Consider the following 25,192-nt stretch of genomic DNA (forward strand, 5'->3'; position numbering starts at 1 on the left):
GAGCCCCGCTAGCGCCAGGCCCCGTCGCGCATGATCCAGCGGCCGGCCAGCTCGTCCTCCTCGCGCCAGACCTGGATGGTCCGCGGCGTGAGCCGGAAGTACGGGTACGGGTCCCGCAGCGACCGCGGCTCGAAGCCGGCCTTGGCGGCGAAGGCGTCCCCGAGCTCGTCGGAGACCTCGGGCAGCACCTCGACCGTCCCCTGGACCAGCACGACGTCGCGTGTGAGCCCGACGCCGATCTGGACAGACGGGTTCGTCGCGAGGTTGTGCGCGGTCGGGCTCGTGCCGAGGGTGGAGAAGACCAGCGCCTCGTCGTGCCAGAGGAACGAGAGCGGGGTGAGGCGCGGTGCGCCGGTGGCCGTGTCGGTCGTCGCGACCCACGCGTCGACGTCGTGGCCGAGGCGGTAGAGGGCGTCCTGTCGACGCTGCTCGGTGCTGCGCGGGCCGATCACGGTGCCTCCTTCACGCGGTCCAGCAGGAGCAGGGCGATGTCGGTGACCTCGGGGACGCCGACGGCATGGGACGCGGCGACGCCGTCGGAGAGCATCACGGTGCAGAAGGGGCAGGCGGTCGCGACGACGTCCGCGCCCGTGGCGATCGCCTCGTCGGCCCGGACCGTGCCGATCCGCGTGCCGATCGACTCCTCCATCCACACGCGCGCGCCGCCCGCGCCGCAGCAGAACGACTGCTCGCGGTTCCGCGGCATCTCGGCGAGCGCCAGGCCGGGGATCGCGCCGAGCAGCTCGCGCGGCGGCGCGTAGATCTGGTTGTGCCGCCCCAGGTAGCAGGGGTCGTGGTAGGTCACGGTCCGCTCGTCCGTCGAGGGCAGCGGGGTCAGCCGGCCGTCCGCGACCAGGGTGTTGAGCAGCTCCGTGTGGTGGACCACCTCGTACCGGCCGCCCAGCTGCGGGTACTCGCGGGCGATGGTGTTGAAGCAGTGCGCGCAGGTCACGACTATCCGCTGGGCACCGATCTCGTTGAGCGTCTCCACGTTCGCGCTCGCGAGCATCTGGAACAGCAGCTCGTTGCCCGCCCGCCGTGCCGGGTCGCCCGTGCAGGACTCGCCGTCGCCCAGCACGGCGAACGCGACGCCGGCGGTGTGCAGCAGCTCCGCGACGGCTTTCGTCGTGCGGATCGCGCGGTCCTCGTACGCGCCGGCGCAGCCGACCCAGAACAGGTACTCGACCTCGGCGGCGGACTCCACGTCGACCCCGACCACGGGCACGTCGAAGTCCAGACCCTTCGCCCAGTTCAGCCGGTTCCGCGCCGGCAGCCCCCACGGGTTGCCCTGCCGCTCGAGCTTGCTGAACGTGCCGCCCAGCTCCTTGGGGAACGCCGACTCCATGAGCACCTGGTAGCGCCGCATGTCGACGATGGCGTCCACGTGCTCGATGTCGACCGGGCACTGCTGCACGCAGGCGCCGCACGTGGTGCAGGCCCACAGGGCGTCGGGGTCGATGACGCCGGACCCGAGGAGGTCGATGCCCGCGTGGCTCTGGTCCACCGAGCCCGCCTGCAGGTACGGCGCCGTCGCCGCGGCGTGGTCCCGCAGCGCGAGCGTGACGAGCTTCGGCGAGAGGGGCTTGCCGGTCGCCCAGGCCGGGCACTGGTCCTGGCAGCGGCCGCACTCGGTGCAGGTGGAGAAGTCGAGCAGCCCCTTCCACGTGAAGTCCTCGATCGCGCCGACCCCCAGGCGGGCGTCGTCGGGCAGGTCCTCCAGGGCGGCGAGGTCGACGGGCGCGCCGTCCAGCGTCAGCGGCTGCAGCGGGCCGAGCGCGGCGCCGCCGGTGGGCTCGCGGCGCGCGTACACGTTGACGATCGCGAGGAACCGGTGCCACGCGACCCCCATGGTCGGCTGCAGCCCGACGACGACGAACCACGACATCGACACGAGGATCTTCACGGTCGCGACGAGGACGATCGCCGTCTCCAGGGTGCTCGTCGCGACCCCGGTCCACGACGAGCCGAACCACGCGGTCAGCGGGAAGTGCCAGGCGCTGGTGGGCGCCAGCGAGTACTCCAGCCCGCGCAGCACGAGGACGCACAGCACGACCACGAGCACGGTGGCCTCGACGAAGAACGCCTGCCCCTGGTTCGACCCGAAGAACCGCGACCCCCGCTCACGGGACCCGAGCCGCACCCGCAGCGTGATCAGCGCCAGGATGCCGACCAGCGACGCCCACGCGATCGCCTCGATCGCCCACTCCAGCGGCGGGAAGTGCCCGATCAGCGGCAGGGAGAAGGACGGGTCGACCACCTGCCCGTACCCGGTCAGCAGCGTGAGGAACAGCAGCGCGAACGACACCATGACGACCCAGTGCGCCACCTTGACCGCCGGCCGGTGCTGGAACCTCCCGTGCCCGAGCACCTCGCGCGCCAGCGTCGCCAGCCGCGGACCCACGGGCGCCCAGCGCCCCGACGCGGGCCGCCCGACCCGGACCGTCCGCACGATGGCGCCCGCGCCGCGCGCGAAGATCGCGACCCCGACCACGGTCGCGACGATCACGAGGACCAGGCACACCACCTGCAGCGCATCCACGGGCGCCACGCTAGCGGGCCCGTGCCCCGGAGCCCGGGCCGCCGCCGGCCACCGAGCACGCGGTCTATCGACGACGTCGTGAGTTTCCGACGATGTCGTGAGCTGCAACCGACGACCTCGTCGGAAACTCACGACACCGGGAGCGGAGCCCGGGCCGAGCCGCCGGGCGGCGGGCGTGGGAAGAGGTGTGGGAATCCGGTTGGTACAGTCTTGACCAAATCATCAGTGCATCGCGGGGGCGCAGACGACAGCCGCCGCGCATGCTCGGACCTGCACCGCCTACAACAGACCCACCCCCGTCGACCCGCCCTACAGGACGGAGCCGGACGTGCTGCTGCTGCTCGCCGTTCAACTCGCCGCAGCCGTCGTCGCGCCCCTGCTCGTCCGGTGGATGGGTCGCAAGGCGTTCTGGGTGCTGGCCCTCGCGCCGGCCTCCGCGGCCGTCTGGGCGCTGTCCTGGACGTCGCAGGTGCAGGCCGGGAACGGTCCCGTCGAGCAGGTCGAGTGGATCCCCGCGCTGGGGCTGGAGCTGACGTTCCGGCTGGACACGCTGTCGTGGCTGATGACCCTGATCGTCGGCGGGGTCGGCGCCCTCGTGCTGGTCTACTGCTCGGCGTACTTCAAGACGAGCGCGTCGGGGCTGGGGCGGTTCGGCGGCGTGTTCGTCGCGTTCTCCGGGGCGATGCTGGGCCTGGTCACCGCCGACGACATGCTGCTGCTGTTCGTGTTCTGGGAGCTGACGACGGTGACGTCGTACCTGCTCATCGGCCACTACGCCGAGCGCAAGGCGAGTCGGCGGGCGGCCATGCAGGCCATCGTCATCACGACCGCCGGCGGCCTCGCGATGCTGGTCGGGATCGTGCTGCTGGGCGAGGCGGCGGGGACGTACCGGCTGTCGGAGGTCATCGCGAACCCCCCGCGGGGGACGGCGGCGGTGACGGTCGCGATCGTCTGCCTGCTGGCCGGGGCGGTCACCAAGTCGGCGCTGATCCCGTTCCACTTCTGGCTGCCCGCGGCCATGGCGGCGCCGACCCCCGTGAGCGCGTACCTGCACGCCGCGGCGATGGTGAAGGCCGGCGTCTACCTGGTCGCGCGGTTCGCGCCGGCGTACTCCACGGACCCGACCTGGCAGTGGATCGTCATCGTGCTCGGCTGCGGCACCATGCTGCTCGGCGGGTACCGGGCGCTGCGGCAGCACGACCTCAAGCTGGTGCTCGCGTTCGGCACGGTCAGCCAGCTGGGACTCATCGTGCTGCTGGTCGGGCTGGGCACGCGGGCGACGGCGCTCGCGGGGCTGGCGCTGCTGGGCGCGCACGCGATGTTCAAGGCGGCGCTGTTCCTGGTGGTCGGCGTCGTGGACGCGGCGACCGGCACGCGTGACCTGCGGCGGCTGTCCGGCGTCGGCCGCGAGCTCAAGCTGACGGCGCTCGCGGGCGCGCTGGCGACGGCGTCGATGATCGGGCTGCCCCCGTTCGCGGGGTACGTGGCCAAGGAGGCCGGGCTCGAGGCGCTCGGCCACCTGGACGACAGCGCGGTGGGGATGACCGTGCTGGTCGCGGTGTCGGTGGGCTCGGTGCTCACGGTCGCGTACGGCCTGCGGCTCTGGTGGGGGGCCTTCGCGACGAAGCCGGCCGTGGTGCCCGAGGCGCTCGAGGAGTCGACGGAGCCGGGGACGTCCCTCGGGGAGGCCGCCCGCGACGACGCCCACCCGGCCTCGATCACGCACCCGTCGTTGCTGCTGGTGTGGCCGGCGATGATCCTCGCCGTCCTGGGCCTGGCCGTCGCGCTGCTGCCGCAGCTGGGGGAGCACCTGCTGCGGCCGTACGCCGACACCTATCCGGAGGGGCCGCCCGGACACCTCGCGATCTGGTCCGGGTTCACGCCGACGTTCGTCCTCACGCTCGCGATCCTGCTGGCCGGCGCACTGCTGTTCTTGGTCCGCGACCGGGTCGAGCGCTGGCAGAGCAACGGCTACCGCGGGCCCGAGGCGGACGTGGTCTACCGCCGGTTCATGCGGCGGCTCGACGACGTCGCGGCCGACGTCACGGCGGTCACCCAGCGCGGTTCCCTGCCCCTGTACCTCGGCCTGATCCTCGTGGTGTTCGTGCTGGCCGTGGGCACGACCACGCTGCTCAGCACCACGTTCCCCACCAGCCTCACGGTCTGGGACAACCCCGCGCAGCTGGTGTTCGCCGCCGGCACGATCGCCTCGACGCTGCTGGTGGTCCGTGCCCGCCGACGGCTCAAGGCCGTGATCCTGCTGGGCATCGGCGGCTACTCGGTGGCGGGCCTCTACCTGCTGCACGGCGCCCCCGACCTGGCGCTGACGCAGGTGCTCGTCGAGACCGTGACCCTCGTGGTGTTCGTGCTGGTCCTGCGCCGCCTCCCCCCGTACTTCTCCGACCGGCCCCTGGCCGCGAGCCGCTGGGTGCGCCTGGCCCTCGGTCTCGCCGTCGGGCTGACCGTCGCCGGCGTGGCGCTCGTCGCGCCCGGAGCCCGGATGCACCTGCCGGTCTCCAAGGACTTCGCGGAGGAGGCGGTCCGGTTCGGCGGCGGCAAGAACATCGTCAACGTGACCCTGGTCGACATCCGCGCCTGGGACACGATGGGCGAGATCTCGGTGCTGCTGGTGGCCGCGACCGGCGTCGCGTCCCTGGTCTTCCTGTCCCGTCGAGCCGGCGCGATCTACCGGGCGCAGGACGCCCGCCGGGACCGCGCGGTGTGGGGCGGGTCCGACGACCCGATGGCGGCCCTCCGTCGGCCGGGCGGCGACGCGGCCGAGGTCGACGCGGGCGGGATCGTCGCCGACCGCGACGAGTCCGCGGTGCCGTCGAGCGCCGCCCGCGGCAGGGAGTGGCTGCAGGCGGGCCGGACGCTGGCGCCGCAGCGGCGGTCGGTCATCTTCGAGGTCGTGGTCCGGCTGCTGTTCCACACGATGATCGTCTACTCGGTGTTCCTGCTGTTCAGCGGCCACAACGCCCCGGGCGGCGGGTTCGCGGCGGGACTGGTGACGGGCATCGCGCTCATCGTCCGGTACCTCGCCGGGGGTCGGTACGAGCTGGGCGAGGCGGCTCCGGTGCAGCCCGGCCTGCTGCTGGGGCTCGGGCTGTTCCTCTCGGCCGGCGTCGGGCTGCTGGCGCTGCTGGCGGGGGGCGAGGTCCTGCAGTCCTGGATCCTCGACATCCACCTGCCGGTGATCGGCGACCTGCACCTGGTGACGTCGCTGTTCTTCGACATCGGCGTGTACCTGGTGGTCGTCGGGCTGGTGCTCGACATCCTGCGCAGCCTCGGGGCGGAGATCGACCGCCGGGCCGAGACGGGCGAGGACCCGGTGCCCGACGACCCCGACCTGCCCGAGCGGGTGGCCGCGGCCGCCCGGCCCGCCGGCTGGGACGGGGGCGTGCCGTGATCGACATGAGCCCCAACATCGTCCTCGTCGTCACCATCGGCGTGCTGTTCGCCGGCGGCGTCTACCTGCTGCTCGAGCGCAGCCTGTCGCGCGTGCTCATCGGCGTCATCCTCATCGGCAACGGCGCGAACCTGCTGTTCCTGGTGGCCGGTGGTGCCGCGGGCCGCCCGCCGATCGTGGGGGCGACGCCCGAGGGGCAGATGAGCGACCCGTTGCCGCAGGCCATGGTGCTGACGGCCATCGTCATCACGCTCGGCATGACCGCGTTCCTGCTGGCCCTGGCCTACCGCTCGTGGCAGCTGCACCGGCACGACGAGGTGCAGGACGACGTCGAGGACCGCCGCATCGCCCGGCTGGCCGCGCGCGACGAGCTCGCCGTGACGGACTCGGACATGGCGGTCGCCGCGGAGTCGCTGGACCAGGAGGCCGCCGAGGCGCGCGACGAGACCGACGAGGGTGCGCCGGCCAGGTCCCCGGGGGTGTCGTCATGACGGACTTCACCTGGATCGTCCCGCTGCCGGTCGTCATCCCGCTCTCCGCGGCCGGCCTCGCGCTCGCCCTCTACCGCCGGCCGAACCTCCAGCGGTTCGTCTCCGTGGTCGCCCTGAGCCTGGTGCTGGTGGCCAGCGTGGCGCTGCTGATCCTTGCCGACGACGGCCCGCTGGTGGTCGACGTCGGCGGCTGGGCCGCGCCTGTGGGCATCGACCTGGTGGCCGACCGGCTGTCCGCGCTCATGCTCACCATCTCCAGCGCGGTGACCCTCTGCGTCCTGCTGTACTCGCTGGCGCAGGGTGGCGAGGACGACGAGGAGTCCGCGCCCGTCTCGATCTACCACCCGACGTACCTGGTGCTGACGGCGGGCGTCGCCAACGCGTTCCTGTCGGGCGACCTGTTCAACATCTACGTCGGGTTCGAGATCCTGCTGGCCGCCAGCTACGTGCTCATCACGCTCGGCGGCACCGGCGAGCGCATCCGCGCGGGGACCATCTACATCGTCGTGGCGCTGCTGAGCTCGGTGCTGTTCCTCGTGGCGATCGCGATGATCTACGCCGCCTGCGGCACCGTGAACCTGGCTCAGCTGGCTCTGCGGCTGCCCGAGATCGACCCCGGCGTGCGGCTGGTCCTGCAGGTGCTGCTGCTGCTCGCGTTCGCCATCAAGGCCGCCATCTTCCCGCTGTCCGCGTGGCTGCCGGACTCGTACCCGACCGCCCCCGCGCCCGTCACGGCGGTGTTCGCGGGCCTGCTGACCAAGGTCGGCGTGTACGCGATCATCCGCACGCAGACCCTGCTGTTCCCGGACGGCCGGCTGGACGACGCGTTGTTGTGGGCCGCGCTGGCGACCATGGTGGTCGGCATCCTCGGCGCGGTCGCGCAGGACGACATCAAGCGACTGCTCTCGTTCACGCTGGTCAGCCACATCGGGTTCATGGTGTTCGGCATCGCCCTGGCCACCGACCTGGGCTACACCTCCGCCATCTACTACGTGGTGCACCACATCACCGTGCAGACCGCGTTGTTCCTGGTGGTGGGCCTGGTGGAGCGTGCCGGCGGCTCGACGTCGCTGACCAAGCTGGGCGGCCTGGCCAAGCTGACGCCGGTGCTGGCGATCCTCTTCTTCGTGCCCGCCATGAACCTGGCCGGCATCCCTCCGCTGTCCGGGTTCCTGGGCAAGGTCGGGCTGCTGGAGGCCGGTGTACAAGTGGGGACACCGCTGGCGTACGTGCTCGTCGTCGGCAGCGTCCTGACGTCCCTGCTCACGCTGTACGCGCTGGTGAAGGCCTGGAACAAGGCGTTCTGGCAGACCCCCGAGACGCCGCGGCCGCCGGTGCGGCTCCCGATCGGCATGGTCGCCCCGACGGCCGCGCTGGTGGGGATCGGCCTGCTGCTGACGGTCACCGCCGGCCCGCTGTACGCCTACACCGAGCGCGCGGCGGTCGCGCTCGCCGAGCGCACGCCGTACGTCGACGCCGTGCTGCCCGACGGCGAGCGCGGCCAGGGCGTGTCCGACGACGTGGCGGAGGACCACCCATGAGCCTGCACCAGCGCCGCCGGGCCTGGCGGACCCAGTGGGCGACCGTCACCTGGCTGACCGTCGTCTGGGTGTTCCTGTGGGGCGACCTGTCGGTCGGCAACGTGCTGGCCGGCCTGCTCATCGCGCTGGCCGTGACCACCGGGCTGCGGATGGCCCCCATCGAGTTCCACGGGCGGATCCGCCCGGTCGGGCTGGTCAGGCTGCTGCTGCGCTTCGCCACCGACCTGGTCAAGGCGTCCTTCGAGGTCAGCCTCATCGCGCTGCGCCCGCGGTACGTCCCCCGCGGCGCGGTCATCGGCGTGCAGCTGCGCAGCCACTCGGACCTGTACCTGACCATGACCGCCGAGCTGGCGTCGCTGGTGCCGGGCTCGCTGGTGGTCGAGGCGCACCGGCTGACCGGGATGCTGTACCTGCACGTGCTGGACGTGCGGCAGAGCGGCGGGATCGAGGCCGCGCGGCAGTCGGTGCTGGACCAGGAGGAGCGGGTGCTCAGGGCGTTCGCGTCGGACGAGGAGCTCGACGCCGCTGGGCTGGGGGTGCGCGCATGACCGCCGTCGTCGTCGTCTGCGGGGTGCTGCTCACTGTCGGCGCGGTGCTGGCCGTGATCCGGGCCGAGAAGGGTCCGTCCATGCTGGACCGGACCGTCGCGCTCGACATCGTCGTGACCACGATGATCGCCGCGGTCGCGCTGTACGCCGCCGTCAACCGCCGCGCGGACGTCGTGCCGATCCTCGTGGTGCTCTCGCTGGTCGGCTTCGTCGGCTCGGTGACCATCGCGCGGTTCGCGTCCGTGGAGCCCGAGGGCGAGGGCCGGGTGCGCACGCGCGAGGAGATCGCCGCGCAGGAGGCCCTGCGGATGGACGCCGAGGACGACGCCGAGGAGGGCCGTCGCTCGCGTCGACGCGAGGGAGCCGACGAGCACCACGGCGGCGGCGCCGACGGGGAGGTCCGATGAGCCCGGAGCAGTGGACCACGGTCGCGGACGTGGCGTCGGCCGTCTGCCTGCTCGGGGGCGCGTTCCTCGCGTTCGCGGCGGGCGTCGGCGTGCTGCGGTTCCCCGACCTGCTGGCCCGCATGCACGCGGGCACGAAGCCGCAGGTGCTCGGGCTCGTCCTCGTGCTCATCGGCCTGGCCCTGCGGCTGCGGTCCGGCGGGGCGGTGTGGGCGCTGGTGCTGGTGGCCGTCTTCCAGATGCTCACCGCGCCGGTCGCCGCGCACATGGTTGGCCGGGCCGGGTTCCGGACCGGCAAGGTGAGGCGGGACCTGCTGGTGGTGGACGAGCTGACCGACGACACCGAGCGGGCGCGCGCCCGGGACGTCGACCGCCCCGACGACGAGGATCCCCGGGACTGACCAAGCGGGAGCGGACAGGGCAGACTCGGCAGATGGCGGCATCCGCGGCGCAGCGATGACCAGGCCCGACGTCGTCGTCGTGGGCTCGGGACCCAACGGGCTCGCGGCCGCGGTGACGCTGGCCCGCGCGGGGCTCTGGGTCGAGGTGCTGGAGGCCCAGCCGACCGTCGGTGGGGGCGCCAGGACGCTCGACCTCGGGCTGGCCGACGGCATCGTGCACGACCTCTGCTCGGCCGTGCACCCGATGGCGTGGGCGTCGCCGTTCTTCCAGGCGTTCGACCTGCGGGCGCGCGGCGTCGAGCTGCTGGTCCCCTCCGTGTCCTACGCCCACCCGCTGCCCGGCGGGCGCGCGGGCCTGGCCTACCGCTCGCTCGAGCGCACGGTCGCGTCGCTCGGGGTCGACGGCCCCGCCTGGCGGTCGCTGGTCGGCGGGTCGGCCGCGGACGTCGTGAAGGTCGCGCTGGGCGACAAGCGCTCGGTGCCCCGCGTCGACCCCCGCGCGGCCGTCCGGTTCGGGCTCGGGGTGCTCGAGCAGGGCACGCGGGCGTGGGACCGCCGGTTCGTCGACGACGTCGCGCCCGCCCTGCTGACGGGCGTGGCCGCGCACGCCATCAGCCCGCTGCCCTCGCTCCCCGCGGCCGGCGCCGCGCTGCTGCTGGCGACGCTCGGGCACGGGGAGGGTGGCTGGCCGATCCCGCGCGGCGGCTCGGGGGCGATCACGGCCGCGCTGCTGGCGGACCTGGTGGCCCACGGCGGGTCCGTCCGGGTGGACCACCGCGTGCGGCGGTACGAGGACCTGCCGATGGCGCACTGCTACGTGTTCGACACGACGCCGCGCGCGCTGGTCGAGGTGATGGCCGACAGGCTTCCGCCGCGTTCCCGCGAGGCCTTGGAGTCTTTCCGGTACGGCGACGCCGCGGCCAAGGTCGACTTCGTGCTGTCCGGCCCGGTGCCGTGGGCCGTGCCCGATGTGGGCCTGGCGGGGACCGTGCACGTGGGCGGGACCCGCGCGGAGATGGCCCGGTCCGAGGCGGCGGTCGCGCACGGCGAGCACGCGCAGCTGCCGATGGTGCTGGTCAGCGACCCGACGGTGGTGGACCGTTCACGGGAGTCGGGTGGCTATCGACCGCTCTGGACCTACGCGCACGTGCCCAAGGGCTCGTCCGTCGACGTCACCGAGGCCGTCACCCGGCACATCGAGCGGTACGCGCCGGGGTTCCGGGACGTCGTCGTCACGTCGCGCTGCACGCCGGCCGCCCACCTGAGCGACCACAACGAGAACTACGTCGACGGCGACATCTCCGCCGGGGCCGCCAGCCTCGGCCAGCTGTTCGCCCGCCCGACCCGGCGGCTCGACCCGTACTTCTCCGGCCGCGCGGGCGTGTACCTCTGCTCGGCCTCGACCCCGCCCGGCCCCGGCGTGCACGGCCTGGGCGGCTGGTACGCGGCGCGGCGGGTGCTGCGCGAGTTCGGCATCCCGTCGATGCCGAGCCTGGCGCCGGCCTGACGCCTCAGCGCTCCCCGTACCGGGCAAGAGTCGCGATCGGGCCGGTGTCGACGCCCGCGAAGAAGGCCGCGTCGGCCGCCTCGACCGCGTCGATCGCCCGCCGCGCCAGCTCTGCGCCACGGTCCGTCACGCGGACCACCTTGGCGCGGGCGTCCTGCTCGGAGACCTCGCGCCGGACCAGGCCCTTCGCCTCGAGGCGGGCGATGACGTCCGACGTCATCTTCGGGTCGGTCCCGGCCTGCGCGGCGACGCGGACCTGGTTCGGCGCACCCTCGTGGGTCTCGACCCACCACGCGCAGGCGAGCAGGACGAACTGCACGTGCGTGAGGTCGAGCGGGGCCAGGGCCGCCGCCATCTCCCGCTGCCAGCGCAAGGTCGCGTGCCACAGCAGGAAGCCCGGGCTCTGCGCGGGACCGCCCGCGAACCGGGTCACGCGCGGGCCCGGGCGGCCTCGAACAGCGCGGCCATCGAGGTGTCGAAGTCGTCGCTGATCTGCGGCCCGAGCTCGGGACCGACCTCGTCGGCGGACGGCCCGTCGATCTCGAGCCGGTGCGTGACCCGGGTCCCGTCCTCGAGCTCGACCAGCGTGTGCCGGAACATGAGCGTGAGGTCCCCGAACGACGTCCGGTCGGCGTAGGTGGTCGGCTCGACCAGGTCGACGATGGTCGACTCGAACGTGCCCTGCCCGACCGGCGTGACGAGCACCGTGCTGCCCACCGCGAACGGTCCCTTCATCTCGAAGGTGTCGGCGCCGTCGTAGGTCAGCGCGCCGCGGTGCAGGTCTCGCAGGGCGGCCCAGACGGTCTCCCGGGGAAGGGCGGTGTCGGCGGTGTGCTCGGTGGTCCACATGGCGGGTCCTCTCATTAGTCCGTGCGACGACTATAGGCGCACAGACTAAATGACCGCAAGAGAAGCGGCGCCGGTCCCGCGGGGCTCAGTCGGTCGGGTCGAGGTCCGGCTTCGCGTCGACCCTCGCGGTGAACTTGGCGGTCCCGCGCGTGGCCAGCACCCGGGCCACCGCCACGAGCGCCCCGGTGAGAGCGGTCGCGGCGACGAGCTCCGCCAGCCCCGCCTCGCCCTCGTCGTCGGCCTTCGGCGGCTTGTGGCCGGTCTTGGCCTTCCACGCCAGGTTGAGCACCTGCTGGACCGCGAATGCGGCGGCGACCGCGGCGAGGGTGCCGATGAGCTTGGCGACGATGGACTGCTTCTGCTTGTCGTCCGACATGGGTCCTCCGTGGGTGGCGAACGGGGTCTGGTTCGACCGTAGTCGGCGACGCAAGAGCCCGCTGGTCAGCGAGCCGACCGCAGGTACGTGAGCGCGGCGAGCACGCGGCGGTGGACGGCGGGCTCCTCGGCCAGGCCGAGCTTCGCGAACGTGCGGGTCACGTGGGTCTCGACGGTCCGCTCGCTGACCACGAGCCGCTCCGCGATCCCTCGGTTGGACAGGCCCTCGGCCAGGAGCGCGAGGACCTCCCGCTCGCGCGGCGACAGGTCGTCGAGCGGGTCGGCCGGCCGTCGCCGACCGAGGAGCAGCGACACGATCCCGGGGTCGATGACGGTCTCGCCGTCGGTGAGCCGGCGCAGGGCGTCCAGCAGGACGGCGACGTCGAACACCCGCTCCTTGAGCAGGTAGCCGACGCCCTCCGGGCGCTCCTCGACCAGGCGCAGCGCATACGTCGGCTCCACGTACTGGGACAGGACGAGCACCGCGACCGACGGGTGGGTCCGCAGGATGTGCTCGGCGGCGACGATCCCCTCGTCCGTGTGGGTGGGCGGCATCCGCATGTCGACGATCGCGGCGTCGGGGACCAGGGTCGCGACGAGGCCGAGCAGCTGCGCGGCGTCGCCCGCCTGGCCCACGACCTCCACGCCCGCCTCGCCCAGCAGGTGGACGATGCCTTCCCGGGTCAGCAGGCTGTCATCGGCGACGACTACGCGCACGGCAGCACCGCCCGCAGCGCGTCCCGGTCGTGCGTCATGCTGCCGCCGAGCGCGCCCGTGCGGTCGCGCAAGGAGTCCATGTCGGTGAGCCTGCCGCCGACCACGTCCACCACCAGCTCGCCGCCGTCGAGCTGCACCGAGGCCCGGGAGCCGGGCTGCGCGGTGCGGGCGACCAGGAGGTAGGCGGTCAGCTCGACCTCGGGCGCGAACCTCCCGGACGGGACGGCGTCGAGCTGCACGTCCGGGATCGACTCGAGCGCCGGCGCCAGCCCCGCATCGGCGAGCACGGCGGGGTAGATGCCGTGGGCGAGCGCGCGAAGACCCGTGAGGGCATCGAGCACCCCGTCGATCCATCGCGCGGTCCGGGCGGACGGCGGCGCGAGTCGCAGCTCGTAGCTGGCCGCGACGAGCCGCTGCTGGGACCCGTCGTGGAGGTCGCGCTCGACCTGCCGCCGGGCGGCGTCGGCCGTCTCGACGACGCGTTGGCGCGACTCGCGCAGCTGCGAAAGCTGGGCGAGCATGCCGGCCCGCAACCGTTCGCTGTCCAGAGCGACCCGGGCGGCCGGACCGATCTCGAGCTCGGCGGGCGGGTCGCCCGCGACGTCGAGCGCCGCGACGACCTGACCTGCCCGGGTGATCAGCGCCGCCGTCGCGCCCGGACCGGCCTCACCGGGGGCCTCGGAACCGTCGGCGCGGACCCACCGGTCGGACCCGGGGAGCCAGTACCGGACGGAGACGCCGGCGCCGAGGACGTGCTGGAGCTCGGCCTCGACCGTCCCGGGGCCGGACGCGGCGCTCAGGCGCGCCGCGAGCCGCCCCAGGTCGCGGCGTTGCCGCGCCAGGCGCCCCGATCCCACGACGAGCGCCGTGCCCAGCACGACGAACGCCGCCGCCTGGACGGCGAGCCACGTCGGGGCGGGCGGCACCAGGCCCGCGACCCCGGCGACGACGACCATCCCGAGCGGGAGCGCCGCGCGTCGCGACGCACCGCGCAGACCCCGGACCGCGACCGCCACGGCGCCGATCCAGACCAGGGCCGCCAGGACGAGGGAGGCGGTGGCCAGTGCGCCGGCGGCGGCGGGCGACGAGGTCAGGAGCAACGTCTCGGCGTCGCACGCCGACCGGCAGTCGGGGTCGAGGAACGGGTCCGCCACGAGGCTGTGGGCGAGCGACACCGCGGCCAGCGTGCCGTAGACGGCCCACAGCCGGCGGGAGCCCGACCTCCGGCGGAGGTCGACCGCCAGGTGGAGCACCGCCGCCGGCAGCAGTGCGGCCAGCACGGTGGCCGCGGTGCGCAGCGGGGCCGGGCCGGCGAACCACACGGCCCACAGCGGGGCGCACCACGCGACGCAGGCGATCGCCGGTCCGGTCACCACGGCGCGGTCCGTGACGAGCGCACCGGAGAGGGCCGCCGCCGCGAGCGCGAGGCCGGCGCCGACGAAGAGAGCGGCGGCGGCGGGCGGCTCCACCACCGGGATCAGTCCGGCGGTCCCGACGGCCACGACGAGTGCGAGCGCGGCGGTGACGACCCGGCGAGTCACGACCGACCCCCCGCCACCGGCACGCGGACGACGAGCCGGGTCCCGGACCCGGTCGGCGAGTCGAGCTCGACCACCCCGCCGACCGAGGCCACCCGGTCGTACACGCCGGTGAGCCCGGCACCCCGGTCGCGCGCCGCGCCGCCGGCACCGTCGTCGACGACCGACAGCTCGAGCGTCCCGCCGGGGTGCTCCCGCGCGACGATCGCGACCGCGCTGGCCCGCGCGTGCTTGGCCACGTTGGTCAGTGCCTCGGCGCAGATCAGGTAGATCGCGGCGCGCACCGCGTCGGTGAGCGGGACGTCCGTCGCGTCGACCGTCGTCGGCACGGGACACGCGGAGGCGAGCTCGTGCAGGACCCGGTCGAGCGAGTCCGAGGCCGCCGACGGGGACAGCCCGAGGGTCAGTCGTCGCAGGTCGTCCCGGGTGGCTCGCAGGTGCTCCGCGGCGCGCCGCAGGTGCGGGTCGTCCTGGTCGGCGAGCTCCGCGAGGAGCTCCCGGATGCGGGCGCCGCTTCCGGTCTCGATCTGGGTGCGCACGTCCGCCCGCTCGCGCGCGGCGGACGTGATCAGGCGCTGCCGCGACAGCGTGAGCTCGTCCAGCTGGGCCTGCACCTGCGCCTGCAGCATCGCGTTCGTCAGCGTCAGGCGGGCTGCGTCGTCGACGGCGGCGAGCAGGGCCGGCTCGGCGAGCAGCTCGGTGTCGTGGTCGATCACCGCGACCGGCCGACCGGCGGCGACGACGGTCGTCCGGGTACGACCCGGCGCGGCGTCCGCGTCCGGGACCTCGTCGAGCGACCACAGCTGCAGGTCGGGGTCCCGCAGGGCGCGGCGCAGGTCGTCGACCAGCACGCCCGAGCCGGCCTCGCCGAGCTCGACGACGAGATCGGTGGCCTGCGGGGCCGACGTCGCGCGCAGCGACCGGGCGAGCACCGGCGCGGTGGCGACGAGCACCGCCTCGTACCCGATCAGGGCCGGGAGCGCCGAGCTCGCGGTGCTCAGCGCGGTCACCGCGGGCGGCACGACGAACGTCACGGCGAGCACGCAGCCGGCCCTCAGCGCCGTGGTGCGCTGGTGGCGACGTCGGCCGCGTGCCGGCCGACGCTCCAGCAGGAGGGCGAGCACGAGCGCGGCGGACAGGCCGACGGCCCCGAGCGGCGAGTCCCACGGGGACACGAGCGCGGACGCGGCGCCCACGAGCACGACCGCCGCTCCCGCGACGCGCGTCGTCGGCCACCAGGCCGGCATCGTGAGCAGCAGCGCGACGAGCACGGCCCGGTGCCAGAAGACGGTCGCCGGCCACAGGTCCGCCGCGTACCAGGCGAGCGCGACCCCCGCGGCGAGGACGGCGAACGGCCGGTGCCGGGGGATCCCCCAGCCGGCGACGGCGCACCAGGCCGCGCCGACGGCGACATCGGGCAGCCAGACCATCGGGGACGTCGACGCCCGGACGGCGACCACGCCGAGGAGCACGCCGAGGAGCCCGCCGAGCACACCGCGGGCGCGCCCGGTCATCCCGCCTCCAGCAGCGCGCGGACGCGGGCCGGGGTGAGCTGCGCCTTCGGCACGAAGCCGACCACCAGTGTGGGGTCGAGCCGTCGGGTCAGCGCCGCGCTGGACACCAGGACGACGCGGGGTGCCGGGACCAGCCGCGCGAGCAGCTCGGCCACCTCGAAGCCCGTGGTGTCAGGGAGCCGGACGTCGAGCAGGACGATCTCGGGCCGCAGGCTCGCGCCCAGCAGGACACCGTCGGCGCCCGTCGAGGCCTGCCCGACCACGTCGAAGCCGTCGGACTCGAGCAGCGCGGACACCGCGTCGCGGAACGCGTCGGCGTCGTCGACCACGAGGACCGTGGTCATCAGCCGATCTTCCGGAAGGGACCGCCGCCGAAGATCGCGGAGACGATGTCCTCGGCCCCAGATCCGGAGCGGACCCCGGTGAAGGTCAGGTCGGACCCGTCCAGCGTCCATCCGGCTCGGAACAGCACCTGACCGGCCGCGCTGCCGCAGCCCGTCACCGAGCCGCGCCCGAGGGTCACCGCCAGCACCCCGCCGTCGGTGGTGTAGGTGCTGCCCGGGCACTGGCCGTCGAGGTAGGCGCCGTCCGGCGTGAACGTGAGCGTCCACACCCCGGCGTGCTGCCCCGCGGCGACCGCGGTCGCGCCCATCGCCTCCAGGTCCCCGGCCGTGACCTCGCGGCGGTAGGTGCCGGTGGGGAAGGCCTCGGGGGTGTTGGGCGGGCGCACGACATGCCCGGCCGTCACGGGGGTACCGCCGCACGGCGCCGGTTCGGGCCGCGGGCTGCCCAGGGCGACGTCGGCAGTCGCGATCCGGTCCATGAGGTCGCGGGTCGTGGGGTCACGGCGGAGGGTGGCGACCACCGGGGCGGTGCTGGCCTGCAGGGCCCGGACCGCCGCCGGCCCGGCGATCACGACCGACGACCCCGCGGCGCAGAACGCCCTCGCCTCGTCGTCGTCGGACGGCGCCGTGCTCACCACCCACGCGCGCGTGGCGTCGGCAGCCTGCTGGAGGGCCGCGCGCCGCTCTGCGCTGAGCCGGCCGAGCCGATCCGTGTTGATGACGACCGTGTAGGCCGAGGCGAACGGCGTCACGTCACCGGCGGTCGTCGTCGGCCCCGCGATCTCCTGGGCGACCGCGTACGTCGTCTCGAGGGCGTCGATCGACCCGTCGGCCAGGCCGGCGGCGACCGTCCCGTTGGCGTCCACGGGTTCGGCGCCGAGGGCGGAGAACGTCGACCAGGGAACGCGGGCGTGCGGCGTGCGCACGGCCAGACCGACGTAGTCCTCGGGTTCGATCACCGGGTCCTCGGCGCGGAACACGTGGCGCAGTCCGCCGGGCAGGATCGTGAGGCCGGTGGTCCCGGAGTCGGCCAGGCCCGCGAGCATGTCGGCGGCGATCGGGCCCGTCGTCACCCGGTCGAGCAGGGGGCCCGACGTCACGAGGAACGGCGTGGACAGCGCCTCGAAGCTCGTGACGCCGACCAGGTCCCACGTGCGGGTCGGGACCACGGCGAGATCGAGGTCGCCGGAGACCACCCGGTCGATCAGGGCCTTGTCGAAGTCGTGCTCGACGTCCTGGACGGCGTCGTCGACGGGCACCAGCTGCACGCCGCCGTCGGTCAACCGGTCGACCTGACTCGCCATCACGTGGGCCGCGTTCGCGGTGAGCCGGCCCGCCGGGTCCGGCGCGCCGATCCGCAGGCGCTCGACCGGCAGCGCCCCACCGGCGCGGGACACGTCCGCGGCCTGGCACGCGGCGGTCGACAGGACGAGGCCGAGCGCCACGGCGACGACCGCTGCACACCTCACCACGCGACCCCCGTGCTGGTGACGGCCGGTCGCCGTCGCACCCCATCGTGGCGCGACGGCGACCGTTCGGACAGGTCCCATCAGTCGATCTTGGTGAACGGCTGCGCGCCGAACAGCGCCGGGATGAGGGGACCGGTGTCGACGGGCGACCGTGCCCCGGAGAAGGTCATCTGGTCGCCGTCGAGGTGCCAGCCCGAGAGGAACAGCACCTGCCCCGCCGCCGACCCGCAGCCCTGGACGGAGCCGGTACCGAGCGTCACCGTGAGGACGCCGCCGTCGACCGTGTAGGTGCTGCCCGGGCACTGGCCGTCGTCGTACGTGCCGTCCCGGAAGGTCATCGTCCAGGTCTGGGCGTTGTCCAGGGCGCTCGTCCCGTCGACGCCCTGGGAGCGCAGGAAGGCGGGGGTGACGTCCGCGGTGTAGGTCCCCTCCGGGAACTGCGCGGGGACGTTCGGCTCGGTCGTCGGTGCGACCCGCCCGTCGCACGCGACGGCGTCGGGGCCCGGGTTGCCCAGCCCGTCGTCGATCGACCGGATCGCGGCGATCGTCTCCTTGGTGCCCGGGTCCTTCTCGAGGCCGGCGTAGACGGGCTCGGCTGCGCGCCGTGCGGCGGCCAGCTCGTCCGGACCCAGGTCGACCACGGCGAGGTGCGACGCCGAGCAGTAGTCGGCGGCGGCCTCGGCGTCGGAGCGCCGGCTCGCGACCAGGCCGTCCCGCGTCCCGGCGGCGGCCTCGGCCAGGATCGTGCGCTGCTCGCCGGACAACCCCGCGAGCGCGGCGTCGCTCGCCGCCAGCGTGACCACGTAGGGATAGGGCACGAGGTTGCCGACGGCCGTGGCGGCGGCCGGTGTGCCCGGCGCGAGGTCGTAGGTGGTCTCCGCGGCACCCAGCGTCCCGGCCCGGACGGCCTCGGCGTAGTCGTTGCTCGTCGCGGGGTCGGCGGGGTCCATGCCGAGGGCGGACAGGAACGCCCAGACCGTCGGCGACTGGGGCCCGCGCACCCCCCGCCCGGCCATCTCGGCGACCGTCGTCGGCGGGGTGCCGAAGAAGTAGAGGTGCCGGAGCCCGATCGGCAGGAGCGCGAGACCGGTCGTGTCGACGTCTCCGAGGCCGTCGAGCATGGTCTGCGCCGTGTCGCCGGTGACCACGTGGTCGAGCAGGTCGTCGGTGCTGACCAGCATCGGCGCTTGGAGCGCGGCGAGCGACGTCACGCCGACGGTCTCCCAGGCGCGGGCCGGCACCATCGCGAGATCGACCTCGCCGTCGAGGAAGGCCTGGGCGAAGGCGTGGTCCCAGTCGTGGTCGGCCGGGGCGAGCGAGTACCGGCGCTCGATGACGATCGAGCCGTGGGAGAGGTCGGCGACCCGGGAGGCGAAGTCCTGCATCGCGTCGTCGGTCGGACGGCCCTCGGGCTCGCTGGTCCCGAGCGTCAGGGTGACCACGTCCGGCGTGCGCGACGTGGTTGCTGCGGGCGTCGCGCACCCGGCCGGCACGAGGAGGAGCGCTGCTGCGGCGAGGCCGCTGATCCGGTGAAGGTTCATGTCGGCGACGCTAGGAAGAACGGGGCGCCGGGCCATCCGCGCTGGTACCCCATCTGCCGGGCCGTCGATGCGGAGAACGCGCACGACCGCGCGGGCGTAGGATCGCGGACGAACGACAGGGGAGCGTCGGACCCACGGGTCTGGACGCTGAGAGTGCGGACCACCGCAGACCCTCGAACCTGATCCGGTTGATACCGGCGTAGGGAGTCGGGCTTCTCAGTCCTCGCAGTGCGTGTCGGGCGTCCGCCCGCCGACCTGCGCGGACCCCCTCCTTTCTGACTGAGGAGGAGCATCACCCATGGCGAGGATCCACTCGCTCACCGCCAGTGCCATCAGCGGCGCCGTCCTCGGGGTCCTGGCCCTGGCAGGCTGCTCGGCCATCGGCTCCGACGAACCAGGCCCCAGCTCGTCGTCCGGCACCGTCACGCTGGTCACGCACGACTCGTTCGCGCTGTCCGACGGCATCCTGGCCGACTTCGAGAAGCAATCCGGCCTGAAGGTCGAGGTCGTCCAGCCGGGCGACGGCGGAACGCTGGCCAACCAGCTGGTGCTGACCAAGGACGCGCCGCTGGGCGACCTGGCGTACGGCGTCGACAACACGTTCGCGTCCCGCGTCGTCGACGAGGGCGTGGTCGCGCCGACCACGTCCACGGACGCGTTCGAGGGCGCGCTGGTCCCCGTGGACTACGGCGATGTCTGCATCAACGTCGACCACACCTGGTTCACGGACCACGGCGTCGCGGAGCCCGTGACGCTCGAGGACCTCACCAAGCCCGAGTACAAGGACCTGCTGGTCGTGCCGAACGCGGTGACGTCGTCGCCGGGCCTCGCCTTCCTGCTGGCCACGGTCGGGGCGTTCGGCGAGGACGGTTGGCAGGCCTACTGGACCGCGCTGAAGGCCAACGGCGTCAAGGTCGCCGACGGCTGGTCCGACGCCTACTACACGGACTTCTCCGGTGGCGGCGCGAACGGCCCGCGCCCGATCGTGCTGTCCTACGCGTCGTCCCCGCCCTACACGATCCCCGAGGGCGGCACCGAGCCCACCACCGGCGCGCTGCTGGACACCTGCTTCCGGCAGACCGAGTACGCGGGCGTGCTGGCCGGCGCGGCGAACCCGACGGGCGCGCAGAAGCTGCTCGACTTCCTGCTCTCCGACGAGGTCCAGGACGACATCCCCGTGTCCATGTACATGTACCCGGCGAGCACGACGGCGACGCTGCCCGCCGACTGGGCCACGTTCGCGCCGCTGGCGACGAACCCGTTCGAGGTGGCCCCGGACGACATCACCAAGAACCGCGAGGCGTGGCTGACCGAGTGGTCGGACACGGTGATCGGCTGACCCTGCGATGACGACGACGCTCGTCCGACCCGACGCCCCGGTTGCCGTGGCGTCGGGTCGGGCGCGCCTCGTCGCGTTCTGGTCGCTGGCCGTCGCGGTCCCGCTGCTGTTCCTCGGGCTGTTCTTCGCGTGGCCCGTCGTGGTGATGATCTCCAAGGGCTTCGTCGTCGACGGGCACGTGGACCTCAGCGGGTTCGCCGACGTGTTCTCCCGCCCCCGGACCTGGCGCATCATCGGGCTGACGATCGCGCAGGCCGTGCTGGGCACGGTGCTGTCGGTCACCCTCGGGGTACCCGGTGCGTACGTGCTGTATCGGCACTCGTTCCGGGGTCGGTCCCTGGTCCGCGCGCTGGTCACCGTGCCGTTCGTGCTGCCGACGGTCGTCGTCGGCGTCGCGTTCCGGTCGTTGCTGGTCAGCGGCGGGCCGCTGGGCTTCCTGCACCTCGACGGCACGTTCGCGGCCATCGTCGCCGCGCTGGTCTTCTTCAACTACGCCGTCGTCGTCCGGGCCGTCGGGGGCCTCTGGGAGCGGCTCGACCCGCGCGCCGAGCAAGCCGCTCGGGCCCTCGGGGCCTCGCCGTGGCGCGCGTTCCGGACCGTGACGCTGCCTGCCCTCACGCCGGCGATCGCGTCGGCCGCGTCGCTGGCCTTCCTGTTCTGCGCGACCGCCTTCGGGACCGTGCTGGTGCTGGGCGGCCTGCAGTTCGGCACCATCGAGACCGAGATCTGGGTGCAGACGACGCAGTTCCTCGACCTGCGCGCCGCCGCCGTGCTGTCCGTCGTGCAGCTCGTCGTGGTGGCCGGGGCGCTCATCGTCGCGGGGCGCGCGCGGTCCACGCGGGAGCGGGCGCTGGCCCTGAGCACCGACGTGGACACGGTCCGGCCCCTGCGGCTGCGCCGGCCCGCCGGCATGCCGCCCGGCGACGGGCACGCGCTCACGCTCGCCGCCACGGCGGTGACCGCGGTCGTCGTCGTGCTGCTCGCGCTCCCGCTGGTCAACCTCGTGCTCCGGTCGCTGCGGACCCGCGACGGGTTCGGGCTCGACAACTACGCGGCCCTCGGGACCACCGGCGGCTCGCTGACCGTGACCGTCTGGCAGGCGACGCTGAACTCCCTGCGGGTGGCGCTCGACGCCACGGTGATCGCGCTGGTCGTCGGCGGGCTCGTCGCGCTCGTGGTGTCCCGACGGCCCCGGCGGGCGGTCGGTCGGCGCGCCGTCGCCGGGCTGGACGCGCTGTTCATGCTGCCGCTGGGCGTCTCGGCGGTGACCGTCGGGTTCGGGTTCCTGCTGTCCATGCACCACCCGTTCGGGCTGCCGGTCGACCTGCGGACCAGCCCGATCCTGGTGCCGATCGCGCAGGCTGTCGTCGCCGTGCCCCTCGTCGTGCGGACCGTGCTGCCCGTGCTGCGGGCCGTCGACCCCCGGCTGCGGGAGGCCGCGGCGACCCTGGGGGCGGGCCCCGGCCGGGTGCTGCGGACCGTCGACCTCTCGATCGCCACCCGCTCGCTCGGCCTCGCGCTCGGGTTCGCGTTCGCCGCGTCGCTCGGGGAGTTCGGCGCCACGTCGTTCCTCGCCCGCCCCGACCGGCCCACCCTGCCCGTCGTGATCTTCCGGCTCATCGGGCGGCCGGGCCCGGACCAGTACGGCATGGCGCTCGCCGCGTCGGTGGTCCTCGCGGTGCTCACCGCGGGGATCGTCGCGGCCTGCGAACGACTGCGCGCCCCCGGCGCCGGAGGTGAGTGGTGAACGGTCTGTCGCTGCACGACGTCACGGTGCGGTACGGGAGCGCGGTCGCGGTGGACCGGGTCACGCTCGACGTCGCCCCCGGGTCGGTCGTCGCCCTGCTCGGCCCGTCGGGCTGCGGGAAGTCGTCGCTGCTGCGCGCGGTGGCCGGGCTCGAGCCCCTCGCGTCCGGCACGGTCTCCTGGGGCGGGTCCTCGCTCGCCGGCGTGCCCGTGCACCGTCGCGGGTTCGGGCTGATGTTCCAGGACGGGCAGCTGTTCGCGCACCGGTCGGTCGGCGGGAACGTCGCCTACGGGCTGCCGCGCGGGGCGACGGTCTCGCCGCTGCTCGAGCTGGTGGGTCTGTCCGGCTACGAGTCCCGCGCCGTCGCGACCCTCTCCGGCGGTGAGCGCCAGCGCGTCGCCCTGGCCCGCGCCCTGGCCCCGGAGCCGCGGCTGCTGCTGCTCGACGAGCCGCTGTCAGCCCTGGACCGCTCCCTGCGCGAGCGCCTCGCCGTCGACCTGCGCGCGGCCCTCGTCGCCACCGGAACCACCGCCGTGTTCGTGACGCACGACCAGGACGAGGCCTTCGCCGTGGCCGACCGCGTCGCCGTGATGTCCGCGGGCCGCCTGCTCCAGGTCGACGCGCCGGCCGACCTGTGGACCCGCCCGGCCACCCGTGAGGTCGCCTCGTTCCTGGGCTACGAGGCGTTCGTCCCGCTGGACAGCCCGGCCGCCGCGCCGTTGCGCGACGCGCTCGGTCGGCCCCCTGGCTCGGCCACCCTCGCCCTCGCCGAGGGGGCGTTCGTCGTCGGCCGCAGCGGGGTGGCCAAGGGGGCCGTCCGGGCGGTGACGTCGCGCCGCGGGCGGTCCGAGGTGCGCGTCGAGGTGGACGGGATCGGCGTCGTGACGGCCCTCGGCCCGGTGGGCGGGCGGTGGAACGTCGGCGACGTGGTGGAGCTCGGCGTCGAGCCCGACGCGCTCGCAGTGCTGCCGCTCGACTGATCGCGCGCCGGGCGTCGCCGGACTACGGTCGGAAGCATCCGGGTGGTGCGAGTACCGAGGTGATGGCGATGACGCTGGAGCTCCGACAGATCGTGTCGATCGACATCGCCGTCCCGCTGGGCACGGTCTGGAAGCACCTGCGCGAGCCGGACCTGGTGCGCCGGTGGTTCGGCTGGGACCACGACGGGCTGAACGCGCAGATCCAGGAGATCTTCGCCGACGGACCGACCGAGCGGCAGGACGTCATCGGCGACGAGACGATCCACGAGCTCCACTGGCCGCACCACGACACGCTCACGCTGCGCTCCGCCGTGCACGAGCCCCAGCACACCCACCTGACCATCACGCGGCGCAGCCACGAGGGCACCTCGTCGTTCGACGGGGTGCGCGACGAGGCGGACGAGGGCTGGATCGCCTTCGCCCACCAGCTGCGCTTCGCCGTCACCGTGCACCCCGACCAGGAGCGCCGCACGCTCAGCAGCTTCGGGCTGCCCGCCGGCGAGCGCGACGACCGCCTGCTCGACCGCGCGGGGCTCGTCGGCGTCCGCGGGGTGCCCATCGGCGGCCACGTGCAGGCTCGGCGGCCCGACGGCACCCTGCTCGGCGGCACCCTCGACTACGTGACGCCCCTGCAGATCGGGCTGCGGCTGCACGGGATCTCCGAGATGTACCTCGTGCTCATGGAGACGCCCGCGGCCCACACCCCGCCGCACGGCACCGTCGACGCGATCCTGTCCACGTACGGCCTGGACGACGTCACGTTCGGTCAGGTGCAGGAGCGGTGGGGCCGTTGGTGGTCGCAGGCGATGCCGCACCCGGACCGAGTCAGGTCAGCTTGAGCTGCCACTCCCCGGCGCCGCCCGCGGGCCGGAACCCGAGCGCCACGTTGATCGAGAGCATGTAGGAGTTCTCCTCGGCGTTCCACGTGCCGATGCGCCGGACCTTCGGCAGCTCCTGCGCGAGCCGCTGCAGGTTCGCCGTCTTGACCAGCATGCCGAGGCGCCTGCCGCGGTGCTCCTTCAGCACGAGCGTGTCGTGCTGGTGCACGAACTCGTCGGTGTTGGGCACCGCCATGAACGCCGTGTACGCGGCGAGCGTGTGCGTCGGCAGGTGCTCGGCGGCCAGCACCAGCAGCTCGATGCCCCGCTCCTCGAACTGCTTCTCGGTCGTGCGGATCCGCTCCGCGTCCCAGACGTCCTCCTTGAGGTCCAGGCCACCGAGCGGCGCGTCCGTGCTCATCCGCGTGTTGAGCAGCGCGAACTGGTCGACCCACTCGTCCGGTGCCGAGCCGCGCCACGTCACGATGCCGTAGTCGGGGCCGGCCTTCGCCTCGGCCTGCGCGCGGTGCTCCGCGATGAACGCGGGTTCGAACGGCAGGTCGAACCGCGAGTAGCGCGCCACCTGCGCCAGCTCGAAGCCGCGCTCCAGCGCGAACTGCGTGCCCGGGGACGTGGTCGACACCCGGCCGGAGCCGGTCGTGGCGGGCAGCGTGTCCGGGCCCTCCGGCGGCTCGACCCGCTGGTCCACCGAGATCGTCAGGTTGGTCCGGCCGTCCGCGCGGACGGTCGCCTCCGCCGTGTCGAACAACGCCGTGCCGATGCCCGCGCCGCGGTGCGCCGGCCGGACGCCGAAGTCGACGTGGGCCGTGTGCGTGTTGTCCTGCAGCGGCAGGTTCGCGGCCGCGTACCCCAGCACGCGGTCGGGGTCCGGGGTGTCGGCGTCGTCGTCGCGCACGGCAACCCAGCGCGGCTTGCGGTCGTAGCGCTGGTCGTGCAGCGACCCCAGCACCTCCTGCGCGGTGCGCTCGAAGTCGCCGTTGCCCCACGAGTCGAGCAGGACCTCGTTCAGCGCCGCCGTGTAGCCGTGCAGCAGCCACGTGTCGGGGGCGTCCACCGAGTCGGAGACCGGCACCTCACGGATCGACCACGTCGTCATGTGT

At 73.9% G+C, this 25,192-nt stretch carries 23 protein-coding genes and 1 riboswitch; of the genes, 11 read left to right on the top strand and 12 right to left on the bottom strand.

The genetic code is table 11. The features are described from left to right. Positions 1–8: 8 nt before the first annotated feature. Entirely contained in the window at positions 9–452 is a 444-nt protein-coding gene (locus AC1DWH_RS16910) for a pyridoxamine 5'-phosphate oxidase family protein (RefSeq protein WP_477094664.1), read from the bottom strand. Next, positions 449–2,539: a (Fe-S)-binding protein gene (locus tag AC1DWH_RS16915; RefSeq protein ID WP_477094665.1), complete on the bottom strand. Its 2,091-nt coding sequence runs from the start codon at positions 2,537–2,539 to the stop codon at positions 449–451. Before AC1DWH_RS16915 ends, AC1DWH_RS16910 begins: the two co-directional genes overlap by 4 nt. 328 nt (positions 2,540–2,867) lie before the next feature. Between AC1DWH_RS16915 and AC1DWH_RS16920 the strand changes: the two genes are divergently transcribed. From AC1DWH_RS16920 to AC1DWH_RS16950, 7 genes are read left to right on the top strand one after another with little or no spacing between them, the layout of a single operon-like run. Then, a complete protein-coding gene (locus tag AC1DWH_RS16920) occupies positions 2,868–5,948 on the top strand; it encodes a Na+/H+ antiporter subunit A (RefSeq protein WP_477094666.1) in 3,081 nt (1,026 codons plus the stop codon). Positions 5,949–5,953: 5 nt separating this feature from the next. Next, positions 5,954–6,439, top strand: coding sequence for a Na(+)/H(+) antiporter subunit C (locus tag AC1DWH_RS16925; protein WP_477094667.1), 486 nt, complete (start codon positions 5,954–5,956; stop codon positions 6,437–6,439). After that, positions 6,436–7,980 carry a Na+/H+ antiporter subunit D gene (locus tag AC1DWH_RS16930; protein WP_477094668.1) on the top strand — a complete coding sequence of 515 codons (1,545 nt, stop codon included), beginning with the start codon at positions 6,436–6,438 and terminating at the stop codon, positions 7,978–7,980. The genes AC1DWH_RS16925 and AC1DWH_RS16930 overlap by 4 nt, the downstream gene beginning before the upstream one ends. Continuing rightward, positions 7,977–8,528 (top strand): Na+/H+ antiporter subunit E, encoded by a 552-nt coding sequence (locus tag AC1DWH_RS16935; protein ID WP_477094669.1) that lies wholly within the window; start codon positions 7,977–7,979, stop codon positions 8,526–8,528. Before AC1DWH_RS16930 ends, AC1DWH_RS16935 begins: the two co-directional genes overlap by 4 nt. Further along, positions 8,525–8,935, top strand: a complete 411-nt coding sequence (locus AC1DWH_RS16940; RefSeq protein WP_477094670.1) for an MrpF/PhaF family protein — start codon at positions 8,525–8,527, stop codon at positions 8,933–8,935. Before AC1DWH_RS16935 ends, AC1DWH_RS16940 begins: the two co-directional genes overlap by 4 nt. Continuing rightward, positions 8,932–9,333 (top strand): monovalent cation/H(+) antiporter subunit G, encoded by a 402-nt coding sequence (mnhG, locus tag AC1DWH_RS16945; RefSeq protein WP_456845757.1) that lies wholly within the window; start codon positions 8,932–8,934, stop codon positions 9,331–9,333. Before AC1DWH_RS16940 ends, mnhG begins: the two co-directional genes overlap by 4 nt. Positions 9,334–9,388: 55 nt before the next feature. Further along, positions 9,389–10,840, top strand: a complete 1,452-nt coding sequence (locus AC1DWH_RS16950) for a phytoene desaturase family protein (protein ID WP_477094671.1) — start codon at positions 9,389–9,391, stop codon at positions 10,838–10,840. A 4-nt stretch (positions 10,841–10,844) separates the two neighbouring features. Here the strand turns inward: AC1DWH_RS16950 and AC1DWH_RS16955 are convergent, their stop codons facing one another. The 9 genes from AC1DWH_RS16955 to AC1DWH_RS16995 all read right to left on the bottom strand — a co-directional run bounded on the left by AC1DWH_RS16955 (position 10,845) and on the right by AC1DWH_RS16995 (position 19,187). Next, entirely contained in the window at positions 10,845–11,273 is a 429-nt protein-coding gene (locus AC1DWH_RS16955) for a MarR family winged helix-turn-helix transcriptional regulator (protein ID WP_477094672.1), read from the bottom strand. After that, complete coding sequence (locus AC1DWH_RS16960; protein ID WP_477094673.1) at positions 11,270–11,689, bottom strand: SRPBCC family protein; 420 nt, start codon at positions 11,687–11,689, stop codon at positions 11,270–11,272. Before AC1DWH_RS16960 ends, AC1DWH_RS16955 begins: the two co-directional genes overlap by 4 nt. A gap of 85 nt (positions 11,690–11,774) precedes the next feature. Then, positions 11,775–12,065 (bottom strand): DUF4235 domain-containing protein, encoded by a 291-nt coding sequence (locus AC1DWH_RS16965; protein WP_477094674.1) that lies wholly within the window; start codon positions 12,063–12,065, stop codon positions 11,775–11,777. A 65-nt stretch (positions 12,066–12,130) separates the two neighbouring features. Continuing rightward, on the bottom strand, positions 12,131–12,781 hold the full coding sequence (locus AC1DWH_RS16970; RefSeq protein ID WP_477094675.1) for a response regulator transcription factor: 651 nt from the start codon (positions 12,779–12,781) through the stop codon (positions 12,131–12,133). Next, the gene (locus tag AC1DWH_RS16975) at positions 12,772–14,322 is read right to left on the bottom strand and encodes a sensor histidine kinase (RefSeq protein WP_477094676.1); all 1,551 of its coding nucleotides are present in this window, start codon (positions 14,320–14,322) and stop codon (positions 12,772–12,774) included. Before AC1DWH_RS16975 ends, AC1DWH_RS16970 begins: the two co-directional genes overlap by 10 nt. Continuing rightward, a complete protein-coding gene (locus AC1DWH_RS16980) occupies positions 14,319–15,833 on the bottom strand; it encodes a sensor histidine kinase (RefSeq protein ID WP_477094677.1) in 1,515 nt (504 codons plus the stop codon). The genes AC1DWH_RS16975 and AC1DWH_RS16980 overlap by 4 nt, the downstream gene beginning before the upstream one ends. After that, positions 15,830–16,177: a response regulator gene (locus AC1DWH_RS16985; protein WP_477094678.1), complete on the bottom strand. Its 348-nt coding sequence runs from the start codon at positions 16,175–16,177 to the stop codon at positions 15,830–15,832. The genes AC1DWH_RS16980 and AC1DWH_RS16985 overlap by 4 nt, the downstream gene beginning before the upstream one ends. Continuing rightward, positions 16,177–17,646, bottom strand: coding sequence for a TRAP transporter substrate-binding protein (locus tag AC1DWH_RS16990; protein WP_477094679.1), 1,470 nt, complete (start codon positions 17,644–17,646; stop codon positions 16,177–16,179). The genes AC1DWH_RS16985 and AC1DWH_RS16990 overlap by 1 nt, the downstream gene beginning before the upstream one ends. Before the next feature lie 80 nt (positions 17,647–17,726). After that, a complete protein-coding gene (locus AC1DWH_RS16995) occupies positions 17,727–19,187 on the bottom strand; it encodes a TRAP transporter substrate-binding protein (RefSeq protein ID WP_477094680.1) in 1,461 nt (486 codons plus the stop codon). 107 nt (positions 19,188–19,294) lie between these two features. Beyond that, positions 19,295–19,410, top strand: a riboswitch (TPP riboswitch). Between the two features lie 75 nt (positions 19,411–19,485). Here AC1DWH_RS16995 and AC1DWH_RS17000 point away from each other — a divergent pair. The 4 genes from AC1DWH_RS17000 to AC1DWH_RS17015 all read left to right on the top strand — a co-directional run bounded on the left by AC1DWH_RS17000 (position 19,486) and on the right by AC1DWH_RS17015 (position 24,092). Beyond that, the gene (locus AC1DWH_RS17000; RefSeq protein WP_477094681.1) at positions 19,486–20,526 is read left to right on the top strand and encodes a thiamine ABC transporter substrate-binding protein; all 1,041 of its coding nucleotides are present in this window, start codon (positions 19,486–19,488) and stop codon (positions 20,524–20,526) included. Positions 20,527–20,533: 7 nt separating this feature from the next. Then, entirely contained in the window at positions 20,534–22,273 is a 1,740-nt protein-coding gene (locus AC1DWH_RS17005) for an ABC transporter permease (RefSeq protein ID WP_477094682.1), read from the top strand. Further along, positions 22,270–23,253, top strand: coding sequence for an ABC transporter ATP-binding protein (locus AC1DWH_RS17010; protein WP_477094683.1), 984 nt, complete (start codon positions 22,270–22,272; stop codon positions 23,251–23,253). Before AC1DWH_RS17005 ends, AC1DWH_RS17010 begins: the two co-directional genes overlap by 4 nt. 68 nt (positions 23,254–23,321) lie before the next feature. Next, entirely contained in the window at positions 23,322–24,092 is a 771-nt protein-coding gene (locus AC1DWH_RS17015; RefSeq protein WP_477094684.1) for a hypothetical protein, read from the top strand. On the opposite strand, the gene AC1DWH_RS17020 is transcribed toward AC1DWH_RS17015, so the two are convergent. After that, positions 24,079–25,188, bottom strand: coding sequence for an N-acetyltransferase family protein (locus AC1DWH_RS17020; RefSeq protein WP_477094685.1), 1,110 nt, complete (start codon positions 25,186–25,188; stop codon positions 24,079–24,081). The two genes, AC1DWH_RS17015 and AC1DWH_RS17020, sit on opposite strands and share 14 nt — an antisense overlap. Positions 25,189–25,192 lie beyond the last annotated feature (4 nt).

It is taken from the genome of Cellulomonas sp. P2_F12 (assembly GCF_056403775.1).